The 20,152-nt window shown below is 46.5% G+C and carries 19 protein-coding genes and 1 pseudogene; 13 read left to right on the top strand and 7 right to left on the bottom strand.

The features are described from left to right. Positions 1-100 precede the first annotated feature (100 nt). The 6 genes and pseudogenes from M1D69_RS17130 (at position 101) to nosA (ending at position 6,909) form a co-directional block, all read left to right on the top strand. A pseudogene (locus M1D69_RS17130) lies at positions 101-1,733 on the top strand (ATP-binding protein). After that, complete coding sequence (locus tag M1D69_RS17125; protein WP_101860956.1) at positions 1,705-2,385, top strand: response regulator; 681 nt, start codon at positions 1,705-1,707, stop codon at positions 2,383-2,385. Before M1D69_RS17130 ends, M1D69_RS17125 begins: the two are co-directional and overlap by 29 nt. A gap of 2 nt (positions 2,386-2,387) precedes the next feature. After that, positions 2,388-3,347: a tripartite tricarboxylate transporter substrate binding protein gene (locus tag M1D69_RS17120; protein ID WP_059353399.1), complete on the top strand. Its 960-nt coding sequence runs from the start codon at positions 2,388-2,390 to the stop codon at positions 3,345-3,347. A gap of 198 nt (positions 3,348-3,545) precedes the next feature. Next, positions 3,546-4,847, top strand: coding sequence for a citrate transporter CitM (gene citM / locus M1D69_RS17115; RefSeq protein ID WP_458105409.1), 1,302 nt, complete (start codon positions 3,546-3,548; stop codon positions 4,845-4,847). A gap of 55 nt (positions 4,848-4,902) precedes the next feature. Then, positions 4,903-5,697, top strand: a complete 795-nt coding sequence (locus M1D69_RS17110; protein WP_458105410.1) for an MBL fold metallo-hydrolase — start codon at positions 4,903-4,905, stop codon at positions 5,695-5,697. Positions 5,698-5,817: 120 nt separating this feature from the next. After that, positions 5,818-6,909 (top strand): nitric oxide synthase, encoded by a 1,092-nt coding sequence (nosA, locus tag M1D69_RS17105; RefSeq protein ID WP_458105411.1) that lies wholly within the window; start codon positions 5,818-5,820, stop codon positions 6,907-6,909. On the opposite strand, the gene M1D69_RS17100 is transcribed toward nosA, so the two are convergent. Beyond that, positions 6,900-7,175, bottom strand: coding sequence for an acylphosphatase (locus M1D69_RS17100; RefSeq protein ID WP_010333374.1), 276 nt, complete (start codon positions 7,173-7,175; stop codon positions 6,900-6,902). The genes nosA and M1D69_RS17100 overlap by 10 nt on opposite strands. 67 nt (positions 7,176-7,242) lie before the next feature. Between M1D69_RS17100 and M1D69_RS17095 the strand changes: the two genes are divergently transcribed. Next, a complete protein-coding gene (locus M1D69_RS17095) occupies positions 7,243-7,908 on the top strand; it encodes an MOSC domain-containing protein (protein WP_458105412.1) in 666 nt (221 codons plus the stop codon). A 37-nt stretch (positions 7,909-7,945) separates the two neighbouring features. On the opposite strand, the gene M1D69_RS17090 is transcribed toward M1D69_RS17095, so the two are convergent. The 4 genes from M1D69_RS17090 to map all read right to left on the bottom strand — a co-directional run bounded on the left by M1D69_RS17090 (position 7,946) and on the right by map (position 9,641). Further along, positions 7,946-8,083: a YflJ family protein gene (locus M1D69_RS17090; protein WP_010333376.1), complete on the bottom strand. Its 138-nt coding sequence runs from the start codon at positions 8,081-8,083 to the stop codon at positions 7,946-7,948. 158 nt (positions 8,084-8,241) lie between these two features. Then, a complete protein-coding gene (locus tag M1D69_RS17085) occupies positions 8,242-8,397 on the bottom strand; it encodes a hypothetical protein (protein ID WP_458106123.1) in 156 nt (51 codons plus the stop codon). A 105-nt stretch (positions 8,398-8,502) separates the two neighbouring features. Continuing rightward, positions 8,503-8,817: a DUF3243 family protein gene (locus M1D69_RS17080; RefSeq protein WP_458105413.1), complete on the bottom strand. Its 315-nt coding sequence runs from the start codon at positions 8,815-8,817 to the stop codon at positions 8,503-8,505. A 74-nt stretch (positions 8,818-8,891) separates the two neighbouring features. Beyond that, positions 8,892-9,641 (bottom strand): type I methionyl aminopeptidase, encoded by a 750-nt coding sequence (map, locus tag M1D69_RS17075; protein ID WP_024120572.1) that lies wholly within the window; start codon positions 9,639-9,641, stop codon positions 8,892-8,894. Positions 9,642-9,810: 169 nt separating this feature from the next. Here map and nagE point away from each other — a divergent pair, with 169 nt between their 5' ends. Continuing rightward, complete coding sequence (gene nagE, locus M1D69_RS17070) at positions 9,811-11,169, top strand: N-acetylglucosamine-specific PTS transporter subunit IIBC (protein ID WP_458105414.1); 1,359 nt, start codon at positions 9,811-9,813, stop codon at positions 11,167-11,169. A 34-nt stretch (positions 11,170-11,203) separates the two neighbouring features. Here the strand turns inward: nagE and ltaS are convergent, their stop codons facing one another. Next, on the bottom strand, positions 11,204-13,150 hold the full coding sequence (gene ltaS / locus M1D69_RS17065; protein ID WP_458105415.1) for a lipoteichoic acid synthase: 1,947 nt from the start codon (positions 13,148-13,150) through the stop codon (positions 11,204-11,206). A gap of 255 nt (positions 13,151-13,405) precedes the next feature. Here ltaS and M1D69_RS17060 point away from each other — a divergent pair, with 255 nt between their 5' ends. Both M1D69_RS17060 and M1D69_RS17055 read left to right on the top strand, forming a co-directional pair. After that, complete coding sequence (locus M1D69_RS17060) at positions 13,406-13,798, top strand: DnaJ family domain-containing protein (RefSeq protein ID WP_044163616.1); 393 nt, start codon at positions 13,406-13,408, stop codon at positions 13,796-13,798. Between the two features lie 138 nt (positions 13,799-13,936). Next, positions 13,937-15,352, top strand: coding sequence for an alanine/glycine:cation symporter family protein (locus M1D69_RS17055; RefSeq protein WP_458105416.1), 1,416 nt, complete (start codon positions 13,937-13,939; stop codon positions 15,350-15,352). Between the two features lie 133 nt (positions 15,353-15,485). On the opposite strand, the gene M1D69_RS17050 is transcribed toward M1D69_RS17055, so the two are convergent. Continuing rightward, a complete protein-coding gene (locus M1D69_RS17050; protein ID WP_458105417.1) occupies positions 15,486-15,668 on the bottom strand; it encodes a hypothetical protein in 183 nt (60 codons plus the stop codon). Positions 15,669-16,188: 520 nt separating this feature from the next. Between M1D69_RS17050 and treP the strand changes: the two genes are divergently transcribed. From treP to treR, 3 genes are all read left to right on the top strand, one after another. Beyond that, entirely contained in the window at positions 16,189-17,601 is a 1,413-nt protein-coding gene (gene treP, locus M1D69_RS17045; protein WP_458105418.1) for a PTS system trehalose-specific EIIBC component, read from the top strand. Between the two features lie 72 nt (positions 17,602-17,673). Beyond that, positions 17,674-19,362, top strand: a complete 1,689-nt coding sequence (gene treC / locus M1D69_RS17040; RefSeq protein ID WP_458105419.1) for an alpha,alpha-phosphotrehalase — start codon at positions 17,674-17,676, stop codon at positions 19,360-19,362. Positions 19,363-19,382: 20 nt separating this feature from the next. Continuing rightward, positions 19,383-20,099: a trehalose operon repressor gene (treR, locus tag M1D69_RS17035; protein ID WP_024120578.1), complete on the top strand. Its 717-nt coding sequence runs from the start codon at positions 19,383-19,385 to the stop codon at positions 20,097-20,099. Positions 20,100-20,152 lie beyond the last annotated feature (53 nt).

Below are 20,152 nucleotides of genomic sequence, written 5' to 3'. Positions count from 1 at the left end.
TGAATAATAGATCCTGATCACCAAAGAAATGGATTTTGAAAAATAAGAAAATTTCCGGGCGAAAAATGGTATGATCTAGGTAGAAAGGACGGCTGGTGCTGTGGTGAAAAAGCGATTCCATTTTTCTCTGCAAACAAAAATAATGGGGTTGATTGCGGCGCTGCTGATCTTTGTGATTGGCGTGCTGACAGTCACGTTTGCCGTTCAGCAAACAAAAGAAGGGCGAAAACAGGCAGAGCAGCTGGCGGTGCAGACGGCGAGAACGATTTCCTATATGCCGCCGGCAAAGGAGCTTATCGTGTCGAAAGGCGGGCAAGCTGCCGAGGCGCAGGAGGTCATTGAACAAATGAAAGAACAGACCGGCGCTTATGCGATTTATGTGCTTGATGAAAAAGGAATGGTCCGAACCGCCTCGGAAAATAGCGGAAATAAGCATCTGACGAGAAGCAGAGAAATCCTGTTTGGAGGCTCTCACGTCTCAGAGACAAAAGCGGATGGACAAAGGGTGATCCGTGGGAGCGCACCGATTATCGAGGAACAAAAGGGGCGCAGCCACGTGATCGGCAGCGTGTCCGTTGATTTTCTGCAAACCAAGACAGAGCAAGGCATCAAGAAACATCTGCGAGACTTAAGCTTCATGGCTGTACTCGTGCTGCTGCTTGGATTTGCCGGTGCCGCCGCGCTTGCCAAAAGCATCAGAAAGGATACGCTTGGCCTTGAACCGCACGAAATTGCCTCTCTCTATCGGGAGCGGAATGCGATGCTGCGGGCGATTAAGGAAGGGATTATCGCCACCAATCGTGATGGCATTGTAACGATGATGAACGTATCGGCGGCTGAGATGCTTAAGCTACCCGAGCCTGTGATGAACGTGCCTGTTGATGACGTGATGCCGGGAGCAGAGCTGATGTCTGTGCTTGGGCAGGAAGAAATGCCGCCGAATCAGGAGGTATGCGTTAACGATCAAGTCTTTATTATCAATACAAAAGTCATGACACAAGGCGGACAGGCGTATGGAATTGTTATCAGCTTCAGAGAAAAAACAGAACTGAAAAAGCTGATTGACACGCTGACAGAGGTGCGAAAATACTCAGAGGACCTGCGCGCCCAGACTCATGAATTTTCTAATAAGCTATACGCGATTTTAGGGCTGCTTGAGCTTGGCGAATATGAGGAAGCGATTGAATTGATTAAAGAGGAATACGCCATCCAAAATGAACAGCATGATATTTTATTCCAAAATATTCATTCGCAGCAGGTGCAGGCGATTTTGTTAGGAAAGATGAGCAAAGCATCGGAAAAAAAGGTGAAGCTGTCGATCGATGACAACAGCACGCTTGGGCCTCTTCCTCCTCATGTCGGCTTGTCCCATCTCATTACAATTATCGGCAATTTGATTGATAACGCTTTCGAAGCTGTAGCGGATCAAAGCGTACAGGAGGTTTCATGTTTTATTACAGATATCGGACGGGATATTGTTATCGAAGTATCCGATACGGGACTGGGAGTGCCGCCTGATAAAATGGAGACGGTGTTTGAAAGGGGCTACTCTTCAAAGGGGATGAAGAGAGGCTACGGACTCGCCAACGTAAAAGAGTCAGTGCGTGAGCTGGGAGGATGGATCGAGCTGGCAAATCAAAAAAGCGGGGGAGCGGTATTTACTGTTTTTATACCGAAGGAGAAACAGACAAAGGGGGAATCCATTTGATTCACATCGTGATTGCGGAGGATGATTTTCGGGTTGCGCAAATCCATGAGAGATTGATTCAGCAGCTTGATGGATTCAGCATTATCGGCAAAGCGGGCAATGCCAAAGAGACAATGTTGCTTTTGGAGACACACAAAACTGATTTGCTGCTATTGGATATTTATATGCCGGACGAGCTAGGAACAGCATTGATTCCAGAGATACGGAGACGGTTTCCGGAAGTGGATATTATGATCATCACAGCCGCAACGGAAACCCGCCACTTACAGGAAGCGCTGCGGGCAGGGATCGCAAACTATTTGATAAAGCCTGTATCGGCTGACAAGTTCAAACAGGTGCTGCTCCAGTATAAAGAAAAAAGGCAGGTGCTGCTGTCTCAGCCGGAGGTCAGCCAATCCATGATTGACCATATTTTTGGGGGCAGCTCTAAGGGAGCTGTCACTGCGGAGGATTTGCCGACAGGCATCAATCCGATCACGCTGAAAAAAATTAAAGAGGCGCTGCGTACTGCGGACGGAGGAATGACAGCTGAAGAACTTGGCGAAGCAATGGGCGCGTCACGAACAACAGCCCGCCGCTATGCCGAATATCTTGTGTCTAAGGAAGAAGCGCGAGCCGAGCTGGAGTACGGGATTATCGGCAGACCGGAGAGAAAATATTATTTGGCGGCTGAATAGCGATGAAAAAATGTGTGATCCTATTTATTTGTCTATTGGTCTTCATGCAAGGTGACATCCGGAAGGCGGCCGCTCCACGTCTGCCGGACGGGCCGGTTGAAATCGTTGTGCCTGCCGAGCCTTCCGGGGGCTGGGATGTAACGGCGCAGGCGATTCAATCCGTGCTCAGGCAAAAACAGCTGATGAAAGGCGGGATTCATATTGTGTATAAGCCTGGGAGCGGAGGCGATAAAGGCTGGAAATATGTCAACCAAAGCGGCAGGAAGACTATCAGTATGATGTCCAGTTTAATCCTGAGCAATTACCTGCTCGGACAAAGTAAATTAAAAACTGATGATTTTACGCCGCTGGCGATTCTCGCTAAGGAATGGCAGACTGTCGCTCTTCCGAAAGGGTCGGCGCTGAAAAGCGGAAAGGATGTGCTGAAAGAGATCAAGAAGCATCCTGGCAAAGTCAAAATCGGTTTTTCCCCGGGGCTTGGCAATGACGATCAGCTCTCGTTCGTCAGAGCAGCTGATATGTACGGGATTGACCCTTTCGACATTGAGTTTTTACAGTTTGACAGCAGTGAAGAATTGATCCAGGCGCTGATCAGGCATGAGATAGAAGCAGCTTCCATGACTGTTTCAGAAGCCAAGCCGTACGAGCGAAACGGCGAGATTACATTAGCCGCCGTCACGTCAGATAAAAGGCTGCCCGGTTTTCCAAAAGTGCCGACGTGGAAAGAGCAGGGCATTCCGTTTGTCTTCTCTCATTGGAGAGGGGTGCTGGGGCCGAAAAACATGTCTGAGGAAGAGATTTCTTACTGGGACCAAGCATTAAAAAAGGTGACATCCTCGCCCGAATGGAAGCAGAAAATAAACGAGCAGGACTGGGAGAGCTTTTATTTAAACAGCAAGGAAACGAAACGGTTTCTTGAAGAACAATCAGCGTTTTATCAAACCATCATGACAGGCAATTAAGCAAAAAGTATTCTGCCGTAGGCGGAATGCTTTTTTCGTGTTTAGAAATGACCAAAAAGAACAAAACGGTTTTAAAAAATTAAAAATACAAAAAAACCAAATTATTTACTTGAGACCGTTTTTCTCATACGATGACAAAAAGGCAAAAGGGGAATAGGGGATAAAATGTAAGCGGATTCATTTAAAGGGGGAATGAATGTGTTAGCAATCTTAGGATTTCTTATGATGCTTGTGTTTATGGCATTGATCATGACAAAACGGCTTTCTGTTTTAACAGCATTAGTTTTGACGCCGATTGTGTTTGCGCTGATAGCCGGTTTCGGGTTCACTGAAGTTGGCGATATGATGATCTCGGGGATTCAGCAGGTGGCGCCGACGGCTGTTATGATTATGTTTGCGATTTTATATTTTGGAATCATGATTGACACTGGGCTTTTTGATCCGATGGTTGCCAAAATATTAAATATGGTCAAAGGCGATCCGTTAAAAATCGTTGTCGGGACAGCGGTTCTTACGATGCTTGTTGCATTGGATGGAGATGGTTCAACAACCTATATGATTACAACAAGCGCGATGCTTCCGCTCTATTTGCTGCTCGGCATCCGGCCGATTATATTGGCGGGAATCGCCGGTGTCGGCATGGGGATTATGAATACGATTCCGTGGGGAGGCGCGACGCCGCGGGCGGCGAGCGCGCTCGGGGTTGATCCGGCTGAGCTGACCGGGCCGATGATCCCCGTGATCGCGAGCGGAATGCTTTGTATGGTCGCAGTTGCGTATGTGCTGGGGAAAGCGGAGCGCAAACGACTCGGCGTGATTGAGCTGAAACAGCCGGCCGATGTCAACGAACCAGCCGCTGCGGTTGAAGACGAGTGGAAGCGGCCGAAGCTTTGGTGGTTTAACTTGTTGTTAACGCTTTCGTTAATAGGCTTTTTAGTATCAGGCAAAGTCAGTTTAACGGTGCTGTTTGTCATCGCATTCTGTATTGCACTCATTGTGAATTATCCGAACCTCGATCATCAGAGACAGCGTATTTCAGCACATTCAAGCAACGTGCTGGCCATTGGCTCCATGATCTTTGCAGCAGGCGTTTTTACGGGAATTTTAACAGGCACCAAAATGGTTGACGAAATGGCGATTTCGCTTGTGTCGATGATTCCTGAACAAATGGGCGGGTTGATCCCGGCGATTGTAGCCTTAACTAGCGGCATTTTCACATTTCTCATGCCGAATGACGCGTATTTTTACGGAGTGCTGCCGATTTTATCAGAAACGGCTGTCGCATACGGTGTTGATAAAGTCGAAATTGCCAGAGCCTCGATTATCGGACAGCCGATCCATATGCTGAGCCCGCTTGTGCCGTCTACTCATTTGCTAGTCGGACTTGTCGGGGTTTCTATTGACGACCATCAAAAATTCGCGTTGAAATGGGCGGTTCTCGCAGTGATCGTCATGACAGCTGCCGCTCTATTGATCGGTGCAATCTCTATTTCCGTATGATAATTCAAGCGTAATGACACACACTAACGGCATACAACATACCGGAGGTGTCATCATGAGTGATCCTTATATGCCGCTGACTTCGGTCAGAAGCGGAACGGGGTTCGAAGCGGCAAAAGGGGTGCACGGCTTGACCGTGCAAATTGCGAATGTCTATTTTATTCAGTATCCTTCTGAACCTCGTTCATTTATTTTAATAGATGCCGGCATGCCTCAATCAGCCGGCATGATTTTAAACGAAGCAAAACAAAGATTCGGTGATGACTATCACTTGAAGGCCATTATTCTGACACACGGGCACTTTGACCATATCGGGGCCATTGAAGAGATCCTAGAGCATTGGGATGTTCCTGTTTATGTTCATTCGCGGGAAATGCCTTTTGTGACCGGAAAAGAGGATTATCCGCCGGCGCGCCCAAACAGCAAAAGCGGGCTGGTTGCCAAGCTGTCGCCGCTGTTTCCGCGCCATTCGATCGATATTTCCTCTCATGTTCAAGCGCTGCCTGAAGACGGCACTGTTCCTTTTTTGGACGAGTGGATCTGGATCGCAACACCGGGCCACACACCGGGCCATATTTCATTATTCCGCGAGGACGGCCGTGTGCTTGTCGCCGGCGATGCGGTGATTACAGTTGAACAGGAAAAAATGGCTGACGTCTTCATTCAAAAACAGGAGCTTCACGGCCCGCCGGCTTATTTCACACCTGACACTGAGATGGCCGCCGAGTCCATTCAAAGACTTGCCGAACAAGAACCGGAAGCGATGCTGACCGGGCACGGCATCCCAATGACAGGCAGAAACTTTCGCAGTGATTTAATGGAATTGGCCCATCATTTATCATCCCTTTGACACTCGCAAACGCGGGTGTTTTTTTATTTGTTTTTCCAAGAAGATGCAGAAAAATCATTTGTCTTCCCGCTCAAAAACGATACAATGAGAAGCAGAATGCGATTTGGAGGAGAGAGTTTGTTGGAAGATAAAGAAATACTCTGGAACGAAGCGAAAGCGTTTATTGCCAATTGCTATCAGGAACTCGGAAAGGAGGAGGAAATGCAAGACCGTCTCGATGACATTAAAAGTGAGATTGACCGGACTGGAAGCTATGACCATACAAAGGAAGAGCTGGCGCACGGGGCGAAAATGGCTTGGAGAAACAGCAACCGCTGCATCGGCAGACTGTTCTGGAATTCGCTGAATGTCATTGACAGACGTGACGTCCGGACAAAAGAAGAAGTACGGGACGCTCTGTTTCATCACATTGAAACCGCCACAAATAACGGGAAAATCAGGCCGACCATTACGATTTTCCCTCCGGAAGAGAAGGGCGAAAAGCAAGTCGAGATCTGGAATCATCAGCTGATCCGGTACGCGGGATATGAGTCAGACGGAGAAAGAATCGGCGATCCTGCTTCCCGTTCTCTCACCGCAGCCTGTGAACAGCTCGGCTGGCGCGGAGAGCGGACCGATTTTGATCTTCTTCCCCTTATTTTCCGCATGAAGGGTGATAAGCAGCCGGTCTGGTATGAGCTGCCCCGCTCACTGGTGATAGAAGTTCCGCTGACCCACCCGGAATTCGAAGCGTTTTCTGACTTGAAGCTGCAATGGTACGGCGTGCCGATTATTGCGGATATGAGGCTTGAGATCGGGGGCGTTCATTATAATGCCGCACCGTTTAACGGCTGGTATATGGGGACGGAGATCGGAGCAAGAAACCTGGCAGATGTGAAGCGGTACGACATGCTGAAAAAAGTGGCGTCCGTGATCGGCATCGCTGCTGATTACAATACGGATTTATGGAAGGATCAGGCGCTTGTTGAATTGAATAAAGCTGTCTTGCACTCGTATAAAAAGCACGGCGTCAGCATCGTCGATCATCACACGGCTGCAAGCCAGTTTAAACGGTTTGAAGAACAGGAGGAAGAAGCGGGCAGAAAGCTGACGGGTGACTGGACGTGGCTGATACCGCCGATTTCACCCGCCTCCACACATATTTTTCACCGGTCTTATGACAATACAATCGTCAAGCCGAATTACTTTTATCAGGATAAACCTTATGAATAGACAATTGAAAACCGGTGATGGCCTTCAAGGCTGCTGGATTCAGTGACAGAGATGCCGGTAACCTTTGAAAAGGGGCTGCCTTTCTTCACGGCCTCAAGAAATGATTGCAAGGCGTTTTCCGGCCCTTCGGCCAAAATCTCGACACGCCCGTCATCACGGTTTTTGACCCAGCCGGTGAGTTTATGCTTATCGGCTTCCGCTTGAACAAAGTAGCGGAAACCGACACCTTGAACCCGGCCGTCTGCAACGATTCGATATTGAAGCATGTAAAAAACCACCTTTTCTTTTTATGATAATCAATCATTTTATATCCTGTAAAGGAGATGTGTTCGTATGACACCAGCTCATTATTCCATTCTTTCTCTTAATCTGGGAAAGCCGAAGACGCTTGAATATGACGGAAAGAAAATAGAGACCGGCATTATGAAGCGGCCGGCAGATTCCGCAGTGATGCTGTATCGGGAGAATTTTGAGGGAGACGGACAAGCGGATCTCGTCAATCATGGCGGCCCTGATAAGGCTGTCTGTGTCTATCCGGCGGAGCACTATCCGTTTTGGGCGGAGTTTCTCTCAAGACCGCTCCCGAGCGCCGCGTTTGGTGAAAATCTCACGGTGCAAGGCCTGACTGAGGAGGACGTTTGCATAGGCGATGTCTTTCAGCTCGATGACGCCGTTGTTCAGGTCAGCCAGCCGCGTCAGCCGTGTATAAAGCTTGCCAAAAAGTTCGGTGCAAAGGATATGGTGCTGAAAGTTCAGCAAACCGGATATACGGGATTTTATTTTCGCGTGCTGGAAGAGGGCAGGGTTGCTCCGGGCGCCAAGCTCGACCTGCTGTCCAGAGGCGAAAAAGGCATATCCGTCCAATTCGCAAACCATATCAAATACCATGACACAAAAAATCTTGCCGCCATTGAACGGATATTAAGTGAAGAAGCATTGTCGGAAAGCTGGAGATCTTCCTTTATCAAAAAACGGGACAGGCTGCTTCCGATTCAATAAAAAAGCCGCGCAACTAAACGTGCGCGGCTTTACCATGTCAGGATTGTTTTTTCTTTGTTTCAAGCAGGTTGGCAAGAAAATAGGTTTTATAGCTTTGAAGCTTTCTTCCTTCATATTTCGTGATACCCTGCTTTTTTAATTCTGCTACATACCAGCCTTTACTGCCGTAATGCATGTCAGAAAACTCCTTTCCCTATCTGATTGACCAAACGATTGGCATTGTAACATCTATTAAAAGATGCTGAAAAGAGATGCGGGAAAAACTGAGTCTTTCGCACTAGTGATGCGAAACTTCTTTCTGTATGTATATGCGGAGTAAACGCTGAATATGATTTAATGCCCGGTGAGTTTCAGCATGACAATGCCAAGGGTCATGATGCTGAACACAATACCGATATATGTAAGCATCCCGTTTTTTTTCTTCACGCCGAAAACGGTCATGATGATGCCTTCAATGAAAAAGACAATTCCTAAAATAATAAACCACATGCGGACAATGGCTCCTTTCACAGACATTAATCCTAGTGTAGCATATCTGGATGGGCCGGGCTTGTGACAATATAAAGAAGCCGGGCATACGCCCGGCTTAGGTATTTATTGTTTCTCAACCAATTTGACCAACAGCTGTGCCAAATGTTTTTTCTCATCATCATCCGCAACGCTCCAAAGCTCCTGCAGCAGCATTTCTTCACCGTTTTGAGGTTCTTCATGCTTTGCGAGGTAGTCTCCCAGGATCCCAGCGCTTTTGACAAGTTTGCCGTCATCTAATCCTAATTTTTTGCCTCGGTTAACTTGTTTTTTCAGGTAGTCTTTAAATTCTTCAAAGTCTTTTAACGCTTCTTCTTTTGTTGTTCCATGCATTGCATTCATTTCGTTTTCAATTTGGATTTTTTCTTGATCTCTGTTCATTTACGGTGCCTCCTCCTGCAGAATAGTGATGATTTACCTGTAAAAGGAGGAGGTTAAACATACCAAATGTGCTTTTACAGCTTTGTCAGGATAATCGGCTCGTCTTTGGTGATGACGATGGTGTGCTCAACTTGGGCGACCATGCTTTTATCCGGCGTCTTAAAGGTCCAGCCGTCTCCAGCTTCGACGATGGTTTCCGCTTTTGTTGAAATGAATGGTTCAAGTGCGATCACGGTGCCGTTTTTGAAAAGCGCGTTATCAAATGGATCATAATAGTTCATGATGTGGTTCGGCGCTTCGTGAAGGCTTCTGCCGATTCCGTGGCCGGTCAGGGTTTTAATGACGGTAAATCCTTTAGAACGTGCTTCATGATAAACGGCTCTCCCGATCTGATTTTGGCGCTTGCCGGCTTTTGCCTGCTGCAGCCCTTTTTGGAAGGCATCTTCCGCGCATTGGCATAGCTTGTGAAGGCGTTCTTCTCCTTCACCGAGCACAAACGAGATGCCTGTATCGGAGTAGAAACCGCCGAATTCAGCAGAGATATCAATGTTCACAAGATCTCCGGCTTTTAAAATAGTGGATGTGCTTGGAATACCATGCGCCACTTCATCATTTACGCTGATGCATGTAACACCAGGAAAGTCGTATTCTTTTTGCGGAGCCGAAACAGCGCCATGCTCGTCAAGCACCGCTTTTCCGATAAGGTCAAGGTCTTTTGTACTCATGCCGGGCTCTGCTTTCCGTTTCATTTCTTCACGCGCCAGCGCGACGATTCTGCCGATTTTTTTCAGGCCTTCTAATTCTTGATCGTTTGTTACAATCATCTGTCATTCCCGCTTTCTTTTTAAATAATCTAGTTTAAGCTTACCACAATTGGCTCTAGAATAGGAAACACACGAACCTGGGAAAAAAGAAATATGCCGGGAAAATTGGTATAGATCACTAGATATCTTGTATGGTATATTTTTAAAAAAGGGTAAGAGGGGGATGGGTATGCTTTCATTTTTACAAAAGCTTGGAAAGTCATTTATGCTCCCGATTGCGGTTTTGCCTGCAGTCGGGATTATCCTTGCACTTGGCAGGGAGGATTTATTCGATATCCCGTTTGTTTATCAAGCGGGAACTGCTGTTTTTGATCACCTGCCGCTGATATTTGCGATTGGGATTGCCATCGGCATTTCAAAGGACAGCAATGGGGCCGCGGGTTTATCAGGGGCGATTTCGTATCTGATGCTCGACGCGGCAACAAAATCGATTAATGAAGCAAACAACATGGCGGTATTTGGGGGAATTATTGCCGGTTTAATTGCGGGTTACACCTATAACCGCTTCAAGGATACAAAACTGCCGGAATATCTCGGGTTCTTCAGCGGCAGACGGCTTGTGCCGATTGTCACCGCTATTTTTACAATCATTTTAGCAGGAATATTCGGGTCGATATGGCCGCCGATTCAATCGGGAATTAACGCGTTTGGGGAGTGGATGCTTGGGCTTGGCGGAATCGGCGCGGGCATATTCGGCTTATTCAACAGGCTGTTAATTCCGCTCGGTCTTCACCACGTGCTGAATAATATTTTTTGGTTCCAATTCGGCGAATATAACGGAGTGACAGGTGACTTGGCGCGCTTTTTCGCAAAAGACCCGACTGCGGGCACATACATGACGGGATTCTTCCCGATTATGATGTTCGGTCTTCCGGCGGCATGTCTCGCTATGGTTATGACTGCCAAGCCATCAAAACGGAAGGCAACGGCGGGAATGATGATTGGTTTTGCGTTGACTGCGTTTATCACAGGGATTACGGAGCCAATTGAGTTTGCATTTATGTTCTTATCTCCGCTGTTATACGCTGTGCATGCAGTCTTAACCGGACTGTCGTTATTCATCGTTAATTTGCTCGGCATACGCTCTGGATTTTCTTTTTCAGCCGGTGCGATCGATTATCTTTTGAGCTACGGAATTGCGGAAAAGCCGCTGCTGCTGCTTCTGGTAGGTATATGCTATGCGGCTGTATACTTTGTCGTGTTTTACGTCTTAATTAAAACGTTGAATTTGAAAACGCCGGGACGTGAGGATGATGACTTGGATGAAGTGCTGGACGAGAACACAGCGCAGTCTGTCAATGAAAACATCATGCTGAAGGGGCTTGGCGGAAAAGAAAACCTGCAGACGATTGATCACTGTGCGACAAGGCTGAGACTGACAGTGAAAGATACGTCTTTAGTAAATGAAGCGTTATTAAAGAAAGCAGGCGCAAAAGGAGTCGTCAAATCGGGCGGGCAATCAGTACAAGTCATTATTGGCCCGAATGTAGAGTTTGCGGCAGAGGAATTACGTGCTGCAGTGAAATAAAAAAAGCAGAGAGGCTTGCCTCTCTGCTTTTTTCTTATTTATCTTCGTCTTCTGTTGATGTCTCTGAATCCTCGCCATGTTTTGTGTAATCATAATCGGAAGGGTTCACCTTTGTAAAACCTTTCGGGTTGTAGAAACGGAGCAGGTCTCCGTTTATGATTTTATCGGACATTTCGAGTTCCTTCTTGACGAGTGAGTCTTCTGACTTGTCGATCTCAGATTCATCAAGCTGTTTACCGGTTTTTGTGTCATAGTACTTGCCGGATATTTTCGTGTACTTCGGTGATATAAAGTCTCCGTTACGGAACGGAATCACTTCACGGTGTTCTTTAGATAAAATATCAGAACCGGACATCAAGTAGTCTTTCGTATCCACTCCGAGCAAATGCAGAAGGGTTGGAGCCACATCGACGTCTCCGGCATATTTATGAACTTTTTCGCCCTTCACGCCGGCAGCGTGGATAAAGAGCGGCACCCGCTGAAGCTGGGCGTTGTCATAATCGGTAATTTCGTCTTTGCCAAGCACTTTGGCCATCGCGTTATTGTGGTTTTCAGAGATGCCGTAGTGGTCTCCGTACATCACGATAACCGATTTATCATATAACCCGTCTTTTTTCAGGTCATTGAAAAATTGTTCAATGGATTGATCAAGGTAATGGGCTGACTGGAAGTAGTTGTTGACGACAGAGTCGCCAAAGTCTCCAGCCGGGAAGTCAGTATCCCCCTCATCCATTCCGAATGGGAAGTGGTTAGACAGGGTAATGAACTTCGTATAGAACGGCTGCGGCAAGCTTTCTAACAGCGGCATTGATTCTTTAAAGAACGGTTTATCTTTCATGCCGTAGTTTTTCGTGTTTTCTTCGTTCATGTCATAGTAAGCAGAGTCGAAGAACTTATCAATGCCTTCCGCTTTGTACATTTCGTTTCGGTTCCAGAACGTCTGCGTATTCCCGTGGAACGTCGCAGATGTGTAATCTTTAGACTTCAAAATCGCCGGAACGGATTGAAGCGTGTTTTGCGCTTTGTTCACGAAAACGGAACCTTGAGCCAGCGGGTACAGAGAGTTTTCCATCATAAATTCTGCATCCGATGTTTTACCTTGTCCTGTTTGGTGGAAAAAGTTATCAAAGTAGAACGTTTCGTTATCGTGCGCCAGTTTATTTAAGAACGGTGTCACTTCTTTGCCATCAATTTTATAGTCGATGATAAAGGACTGTAAAGATTCAAGTGAAACGTAAATGACGTTTTTTCCTTCCGCTTTGCCGAAATACACATTGTTCGGCACATCGTAATTGGCTTTCATGTAGTTCTCAACTTCCGTTACGTCGCTTGAATCGGCAAGTGCGCGCTGGCTGTTGGATTTGACATTCTGCACAGCGTCATAAATCGTGAAATTGTATGTTCCTAAATATTTGACAAGATAGTTTCGGTCAAATGATCTCGTCAGCAATTCAGGACGGTCTGACTCCGCAACTGCCAGGTTGATTAAGAAAACGAGAATCGAAGACGCAAGAACGATTCGGAATGATTTTTTGTTAGACGTCTCGGCAGGCTTGTTCACTTTAAACGCTAAGATAATCAGAATGATCGTATCGATAAAGTAAAAGGCGTCAGTCGGGCTCATCAGCGAAAATGCGCTGTCACCGAGTTGGCCGCCGTTTGTTTTAGCCTGCATAATGACCGGAATCGTAATAAAATCATTGAAGAATCGGTAATACACAATGTTTGCGTACAGTAAAAAAGACATTAAAAAATGAATCACTATGATGGCTGTCTGCTGTAATTTTTTCTTGAACAAAAGTCCAAATCCAAGAAAGAATAAGCTTGAGCTGAGCGGATTCACAAAAAGCAATATTTTCTGGATCGTATTGTCTATTCCTAAATTGAAGTTCAGGACATAACCGACATACGTCTTTACCCATAACAGGACGACCGCAATTAAGAAGAAGGCCAGTCCTCTTTCTTTTATAAATGTTTTCATTGTTACACTCCTTTTTTCCGATCACAGTTCGAGCGAAACGATAGAAAAAACGAACGTATCAAATATAACACGAATCAGCGGATTAGAAAAGTGAAAATCGTCCGATGGAAAAAGTGGCGAAAAACGCCGTCGAATCAGCGTTTTCTTAGGAAATCGCCAGATGTAAAAACAGGTTTATTACTGTAAATAAAGGAATAATATGGTTTGTGGCGGCTGTATGATAAAATATGTTCATTAATGAAAAGAGGTGGGACGATGGATTTTTCTCATATTGTGTCTGAAGATAAGATTAAACGCGCCATCAAAGACGGAGAATTTGACAACCTGCCGGGAATGGGAAAACCGCTGCCAAAGGATGATGCGGCCCACTTGCCGGAATCCCTGCGGATGGGATACCGAATGTTAAAAAATGCAGGGATGGCTGAGGATGAGGGTGCACTGAAAAAAGAGCTTATGACTCTCAACCATTTAATCTCCAAGTGCTATGACGAAAAGGAACGTGAGCAATTAGTAAGAAAAAAATCAGAGAAGCAGCTGATGCTCGATAAGCTTGCCGACAAAAAAGGCATGTTTTCCAAACCAGCGTCATCGTTTTATAAGAATCAAGTATATGAGCGGCTGGGACGAAACAGACCTTCTTCCACTTAGTTTTCCTTGTCAGGCGATGTTTTTTACCCACCGTCCAGCTTCCTTTCTTCCTCAATTTGACTCATTTCTGTCTGCCCTAAAAGGTTTATGTTTTTCCATCTGTGGGGAATTGACCCATAAACGGGAAAGGGTGATGGGATGGAACAACTATTAGAATGGGTAGAGCGTATATCTGATTGGCTGTGGGGGCCGCCGCTGATTATCTTACTGACGGGGACGGGATTGTACTTCACCATTTTGCTGAAGTTTTTTCAATTTCGCTATCCATTATACATTTTGAAGCAGACGATCGGCAGCGTAGGAAAAAAGCCGAAGGGAGAGGGGACAGTTACGCCGCTTCAGGCATTGACATCAGCCCTCAGTTCGACGATTGGGGCGGCGAACATTGTCGGAGTGCCTGCGGCTATCATGTTTGGCGGTCCCGGGGCTGTTTTTTGGATGTGGCTGGTTGCCTTATTTGCTATGGCAATTAAGTTTTCAGAAAGTGTGCTTGCGGTTCATTACAGAGAAAAAAATGAGCAGGGTGAATTTGTCGGGGGACCGATGTATTACATAACAAAAGGGCTGCGCATGAAATGGCTCGGTGTGTTTTTTTCTGTTGCACTGATCGTAGAGCTGATTCCAAGCATAATGGTTCAGGGGAATTCAGTTTCAGTCTCTCTTGCCGAAACGTTTTCTTTCAATAAAATATACGCCGGAATCGGCTTCGCGTTTTTGATTGGTTTAGTTGTAATTGGCGGGGTTAAGCGGATCGGAAAAGTAACAGAGTTTGTCGTGCCTCTCATGGCAGGGGCATACGCGGGAGCCGGTCTCCTGATTGTTCTTATGAATCTTTCATCTGTTCCGGCGTTTTTCTCTCTCATATTTTCGAATGCGTTTACTTCTTCTTCGGCAGCAGGAGGATTTGCAGGCGCTGCCTTGGCTGAAACCATCCGCTGGGGGTTTGCCCGCGGCCTGTATTCTAATGAAGCCGGGATGGGAACCGCCCCGATTGCACATGCGGCCGCAATGACTGACCACCCCGTAAGACAAGGCTTCTGGTCTGTGATCGGCATCGTCATTGACACCTTGATCATCTGCACCACCACGGCATTTGTCGTCCTTGCATCCGGTGTTTGGACAGGAAAGAACGCCTCAAGTGACCCGGCAGCACTGACTACGGCTGCATTTCAGCATTATTTCGGATCTGGCGGAGGGTACTTCGTTTCGATTTCTCTCGTCTTTTTTGTTGTCTCGACCATTATGGTTGTCATCTTTTACGGCGTAAAACAAGCTGAATTTCTATTCGGACGGCTGTCGGGGCATGTGATTAAATTCGTTTATTTAGCGGCTATTATCATAGGTGCCGCAGGCGGAGCAAAAGCCATCTGGGGCTTTCTGGACTTAGCGTTAGTTTTCATTCTCGTTCCGAATGTGATTGCGCTGTTATTATTGAGCAAGAAGGTAAAAGCGCTGTATACCGAATTTTTCACATCTGAACAGTATTACCTGAAAGATAGAAGAAAAACGAAACAGAGTGCTGTTTACCAGACAAAAGAAGCTGAAAACTCTTAGGGTTTTTGGCTCAACATCGTCTTACTCTTGATGATCAATTAGATGAACAAAGGCAGCAAGACCGCATCACCACATTAATGAGCGGCGGTTTAATTCTGTTAAGTCTATCTGTTTTGATTCTTTTTTCATCTTGTCAATGCCCTGCGGATCTGCCATTCCGTCCGATATAGGCCAAGACAATGTCGGTCTTGGTTCTCGTGCCGATTTTAAAAGCGATCGTTTTAAGCTGAAGTGATTTGACGCGAAAGCGCAAGAGCGGCATTGGCTCTGAGGCTTTCTGTAAAGTTTCTGATGGACTCGGTGATGGGTTCTTCAATGACTCTCCTTTGGCCGCCTTTTATTTTTACAATCAGGCATTTTGCCGTTCACAAAATAATAGATCTAAACTCGTCTCAGCCGATACGCTGGAAATAGACAGCATATCGGCTGAGATACTTCGTTTTCCTTATTTCATCCCTCAGATGCCGCAAAAAAAGATGGAGGACGTGATCCTGAATAGATTCAGATTTTACGATTCCTTCGATATATACAATACATTCGCATGCACATTTCCGAAGTCCAACTTTGTAAACACAAATCTGAGCAGCCTTCTGTTAAAAAGGTCAGAGTTTTCCTTGAGAGGGGAGAAATCGGCCTTTCCTTCTTGTCTTCGAGCTTACGCAGGAGCTGCAGGGCTTTCTCGTGTTTATTCTTTAGAGCAACCCTGTCTGTTTAAGATATTCTATGACTTTACGAATAGTATGAAAGCGCTATAAAAAGTTGTTGACTACATGTATATACAGGCATACAATATAGACATAAGTTGTATATACAAGTTATCAAACGGAGGGGTTGGCATGGGGGAACTGAACAGATCGGCACGGCAAATTGTTGAAGCAGTCGGCGGTGCTGAAAATATTGCAGCGGCAACTCATTGTGTAACACGTTTACGCTTCGCGTTAATAGATGAAAGCAAGGTTGACCAAGAGGTGCTGGATCAAATCGATGTTGTAAAGGGGTCGTTTTCGACAAACGGGCAGTTTCAGGTTGTGATCGGCCAGGGAACAGTCAACAAAGTATATGCGGAACTGGTCAAGGGAACGGGGATTGGCGAGTCAACAAAGGATGACGTGAAGAAGGCCTCAGAAAAAAATATGAATCCTTTGCAGCGTGCTGTGAAAACGCTTGCAGATATCTTTATTCCGATTTTGCCGGCGATTGTCACGGCGGGTCTCTTAATGGGGATCAACAATATTTTAACGGCGCAGGGGATTTTCTTCAGTACAAAATCGATTGTGCAAGTGTACCCGCAGTGGGCGGATCTCGCCAATATGATCAATTTAATCGCAGGCACGGCCTTTACGTTCCTGCCAGCGCTGATCGGCTGGTCGGCGGTGAAACGGTTTGGCGGCAATCCGCTCCTCGGTATTGTGCTCGGCGTTATGCTCGTACATCCTGATTTACTGAATGCGTGGGGGTATGGCGCTGCGGAACAAAGCGGAGAGATCCCTGTATGGAATCTTTTCGGCCTTGAGGTGCAGAAGGTCGGCTACCAGGGGCAGGTGCTCCCGATTTTGCTCGCTTCGTATTTGCTCGCCAAGATTGAATTGTTTTTGACGAAACGGACACCCGAGGGGATACAGCTTTTAGTCGTCGCGCCGATTACGCTGCTCGTGACCGGTTTTGCGTCCTTTATCATTATCGGACCGGTCACATTTGCGATCGGGAATGTGTTAACTTCGGGGCTTATCTCGGTGTTCGGCTCATTTGCCGCGCTGGGCGGGCTGCTGTACGGCGGCTTATACTCGGCACTGGTAATTACCGGAATGCATCATACGTTTTTGGCAGTTGATCTGCAGCTGATCGGTTCCAAGCTCGGAGGCACTTTTTTATGGCCGATGCTGGCGCTGTCAAATATCGCTCAAGGGTCAGCGGCGCTGGCGATGATGTTTATCGTAAAGGACGAGAAACAAAAAGGCCTTTCCTTAACATCAGGCATTTCCGCTTATCTGGGCATTACAGAGCCTGCCATATTCGGGGTGAACCTTCGCTACAGATTTCCGTTTATCATTGCGATGATCAGCTCAGGGCTTGCCGGTATGTATATCTCATCTCAAGGCGTTTTGGCAAGCTCCGTCGGTGTTGGCGGCGTGCCCGGCATTTTCTCGATTATGAGCCAGTACTGGGGCGCATTCGCAATCGGGATGGCGATTGTCTTGATTGTTCCGTTTGCCGGAACATACGCTTATGCGCGACTGAAACGTAAATAACAAAGGGGAGCGGGACGTATTTTTGACGGTCCCTTTTCCCATTTTCATTAAAAAAGACGGTGGTGGAGACAGATGAAAACAGAACAAACACCATGGTGGAAAAAAGCCGTGGTTTATCAAATTTATCCGAAAAGCTTTAAAGATACGACGGGAAACGGCATTGGCGATTTGAATGGAGTGATTGAAAAGCTTGATTACTTAAAAACGCTTCAGGTGGATGTTCTTTGGTTAACGCCGATTTACGACTCGCCGCAGCATGATAATGGGTATGATATTCGTGACTACTACACGATTGATCAAGAGTACGGCACAATGGAAGATTTTGAACGCTTATTAGCTGAAGCGCACAAAAGAGGCTTAAAAGTCGTCATGGATCTTGTAGTCAATCATACGTCAACTGAGCACAAATGGTTTAGAGAGGCGATTTCTTCAAAAGACAGCCCATACCGTGATTTTTATATATGGAAAAACCCGAACGAAGACGGCACAGCCCCGACAAACTGGGAATCGAAATTCGGCGGCTCGGCATGGAAGCTTGACGAAGCCTCAGGCCAATATTATCTGCACCTGTTTGATGTCACACAGGCTGATTTGAATTGGGAAAATGAAGAGGTCAGAAAGCATGTCTATGAGATGATGCATTTTTGGTTTGAAAAAGGAATTGATGGCTTCAGGCTTGATGTCATTAATCTGATTTCAAAAGACCAGCGCTTTCCGAATGCGGAAAACGGCGATGATGGCCGCACCTTTTACACTGACGGGCCGCGGGTGCATGAATTTCTGCATGAAATGAACGAAAAGGTGTTTTCACATTATGACAGCATGACGGTCGGTGAGATGTCTTCAACAACTGTAGATCATTGCATCCGATATACAAATCCCGGCAATGAAGAGCTTGATATGACGTTTAACTTCCATCATCTCAAGGTCGATTATCCAAACGGAGAAAAATGGGCCTTGGCTCCGTTCGATTTTCTGAAGCTGAAGGAGATCTTATCTGCATGGCAGACGGAGATGCAGGCGGGAGGGGGCTGGAACGCTTTGTTCTGGTGCAATCACGATCAGCCGCGCATTGTATCGAGATATGGAAATGACGGGCCATATCGGGTGAAATCAGCAAAAATGCTTGCGACGGCCATTCATATGATGCAGGGCACGCCTTATATTTATCAGGGGGAAGAGCTCGGCATGACCAATCCGAAGTTTACCAGCATCAGCTCCTATCGGGATGTCGAGTCGCTGAACATGTATCACGCCTTCAAGAAAAAAGGCATGGCGGAGAAAGAGATTTTAGCCATTTTACAGGAAAAATCCCGTGACAATTCCAGAACACCCGTCCAGTGGGATGATACGCCGAATGCCGGATTTACAACAGGCACGCCATGGATACCGGCCGCCGGAAATTACCGGGAGATCAATGCCGAGGCGGCGCTGAAGGATAAACACTCGGTCTTTTATCACTACCGGAAGCTGATCCAGATCCGAAAAACCTATGACATTGTCACAGAGGGAACGTATGAATTGATCGCAAAGGATGATCTGAACGTTTTTGCGTATATGAGACATGGCGAAAATGAGAAGCTGCTCATCATCAATAATTTTTACGGGACGGAGGCAGCCTTTACACTGCCGGACACGCTGAAGCCCGGCGAGTGGAAGGCAGAGGTGCTTCTGACAAACGATGAAGAGAGAGAAGAACTGAAGAATATGACGCTCCGCCCGTATGAGTCCATTGTTTATCATTTAACAAAACCGTGCTAAACTAAGCTGGGTGGTCATAAATGAAGGTGAATAAATTTATCACAATCTATAAAGACATCGCACAGCAAATTGAAGACGGCCGATGGAAGGCGGAGGAGATTCTTCCGTCTGAACATGAATTAACTGCACAGTACGGCACATCAAGAGAAACGGTCCGAAAGGCGCTTCACATGCTGGCTCAAAATGGATATATCCAGAAAATCAGGGGGAAAGGCTCCGTGATTCTCAACCGTGAAAAAATGCAGTTTCCGGTCTCTGGGCTTGTCAGCTTCAAGGAACTGGCGCAAACTTTGGGGAAAGAAACGAAAACAGCCGTTCACAAATTCGGGCTGGTGCCCCCGTCAGATCTGATCCAAAAACAGCTTCGGGCACAGCCGGATGATGACATATGGGAAGTGATCAGGTCAAGAAAGATTGACGGGGAGCATGTCATTTTGGACAAGGACTATTTTTTCAGAAAGCATGTGCCTCACCTGACGAAAGAAATTTGCGAAAACTCCATTTATGAATATATTGAAGGAGAGCTTGGTCTTTCGATCAGTTACGCGCAGAAAGAAATTGTGGCCGAGCCGTGTACGGATGAGGACAGGGAATTGCTTGATTTACGAGGCTATGACCATATGGTGGTTGTGAGAAACTATGTCTTTTTAGAGGATACAAGTCTCTTTCAATATACGGAAAGCAGACACCGTCTGGACAAATTCAGGTTTGTCGATTTTGCGCGACGGGGAAAATAAAAAGCGCCTGCCTGCGGCAGAGCGCTTTTTTCTCTTGGTATCAAAATTGATAC

The organism is Bacillus sp. PK3-037, assembly GCF_054161355.1.
The sequence above is the reverse complement of the archived record's forward strand: the minus strand, read 5'-3'. Positions and strand labels throughout refer to the sequence as shown.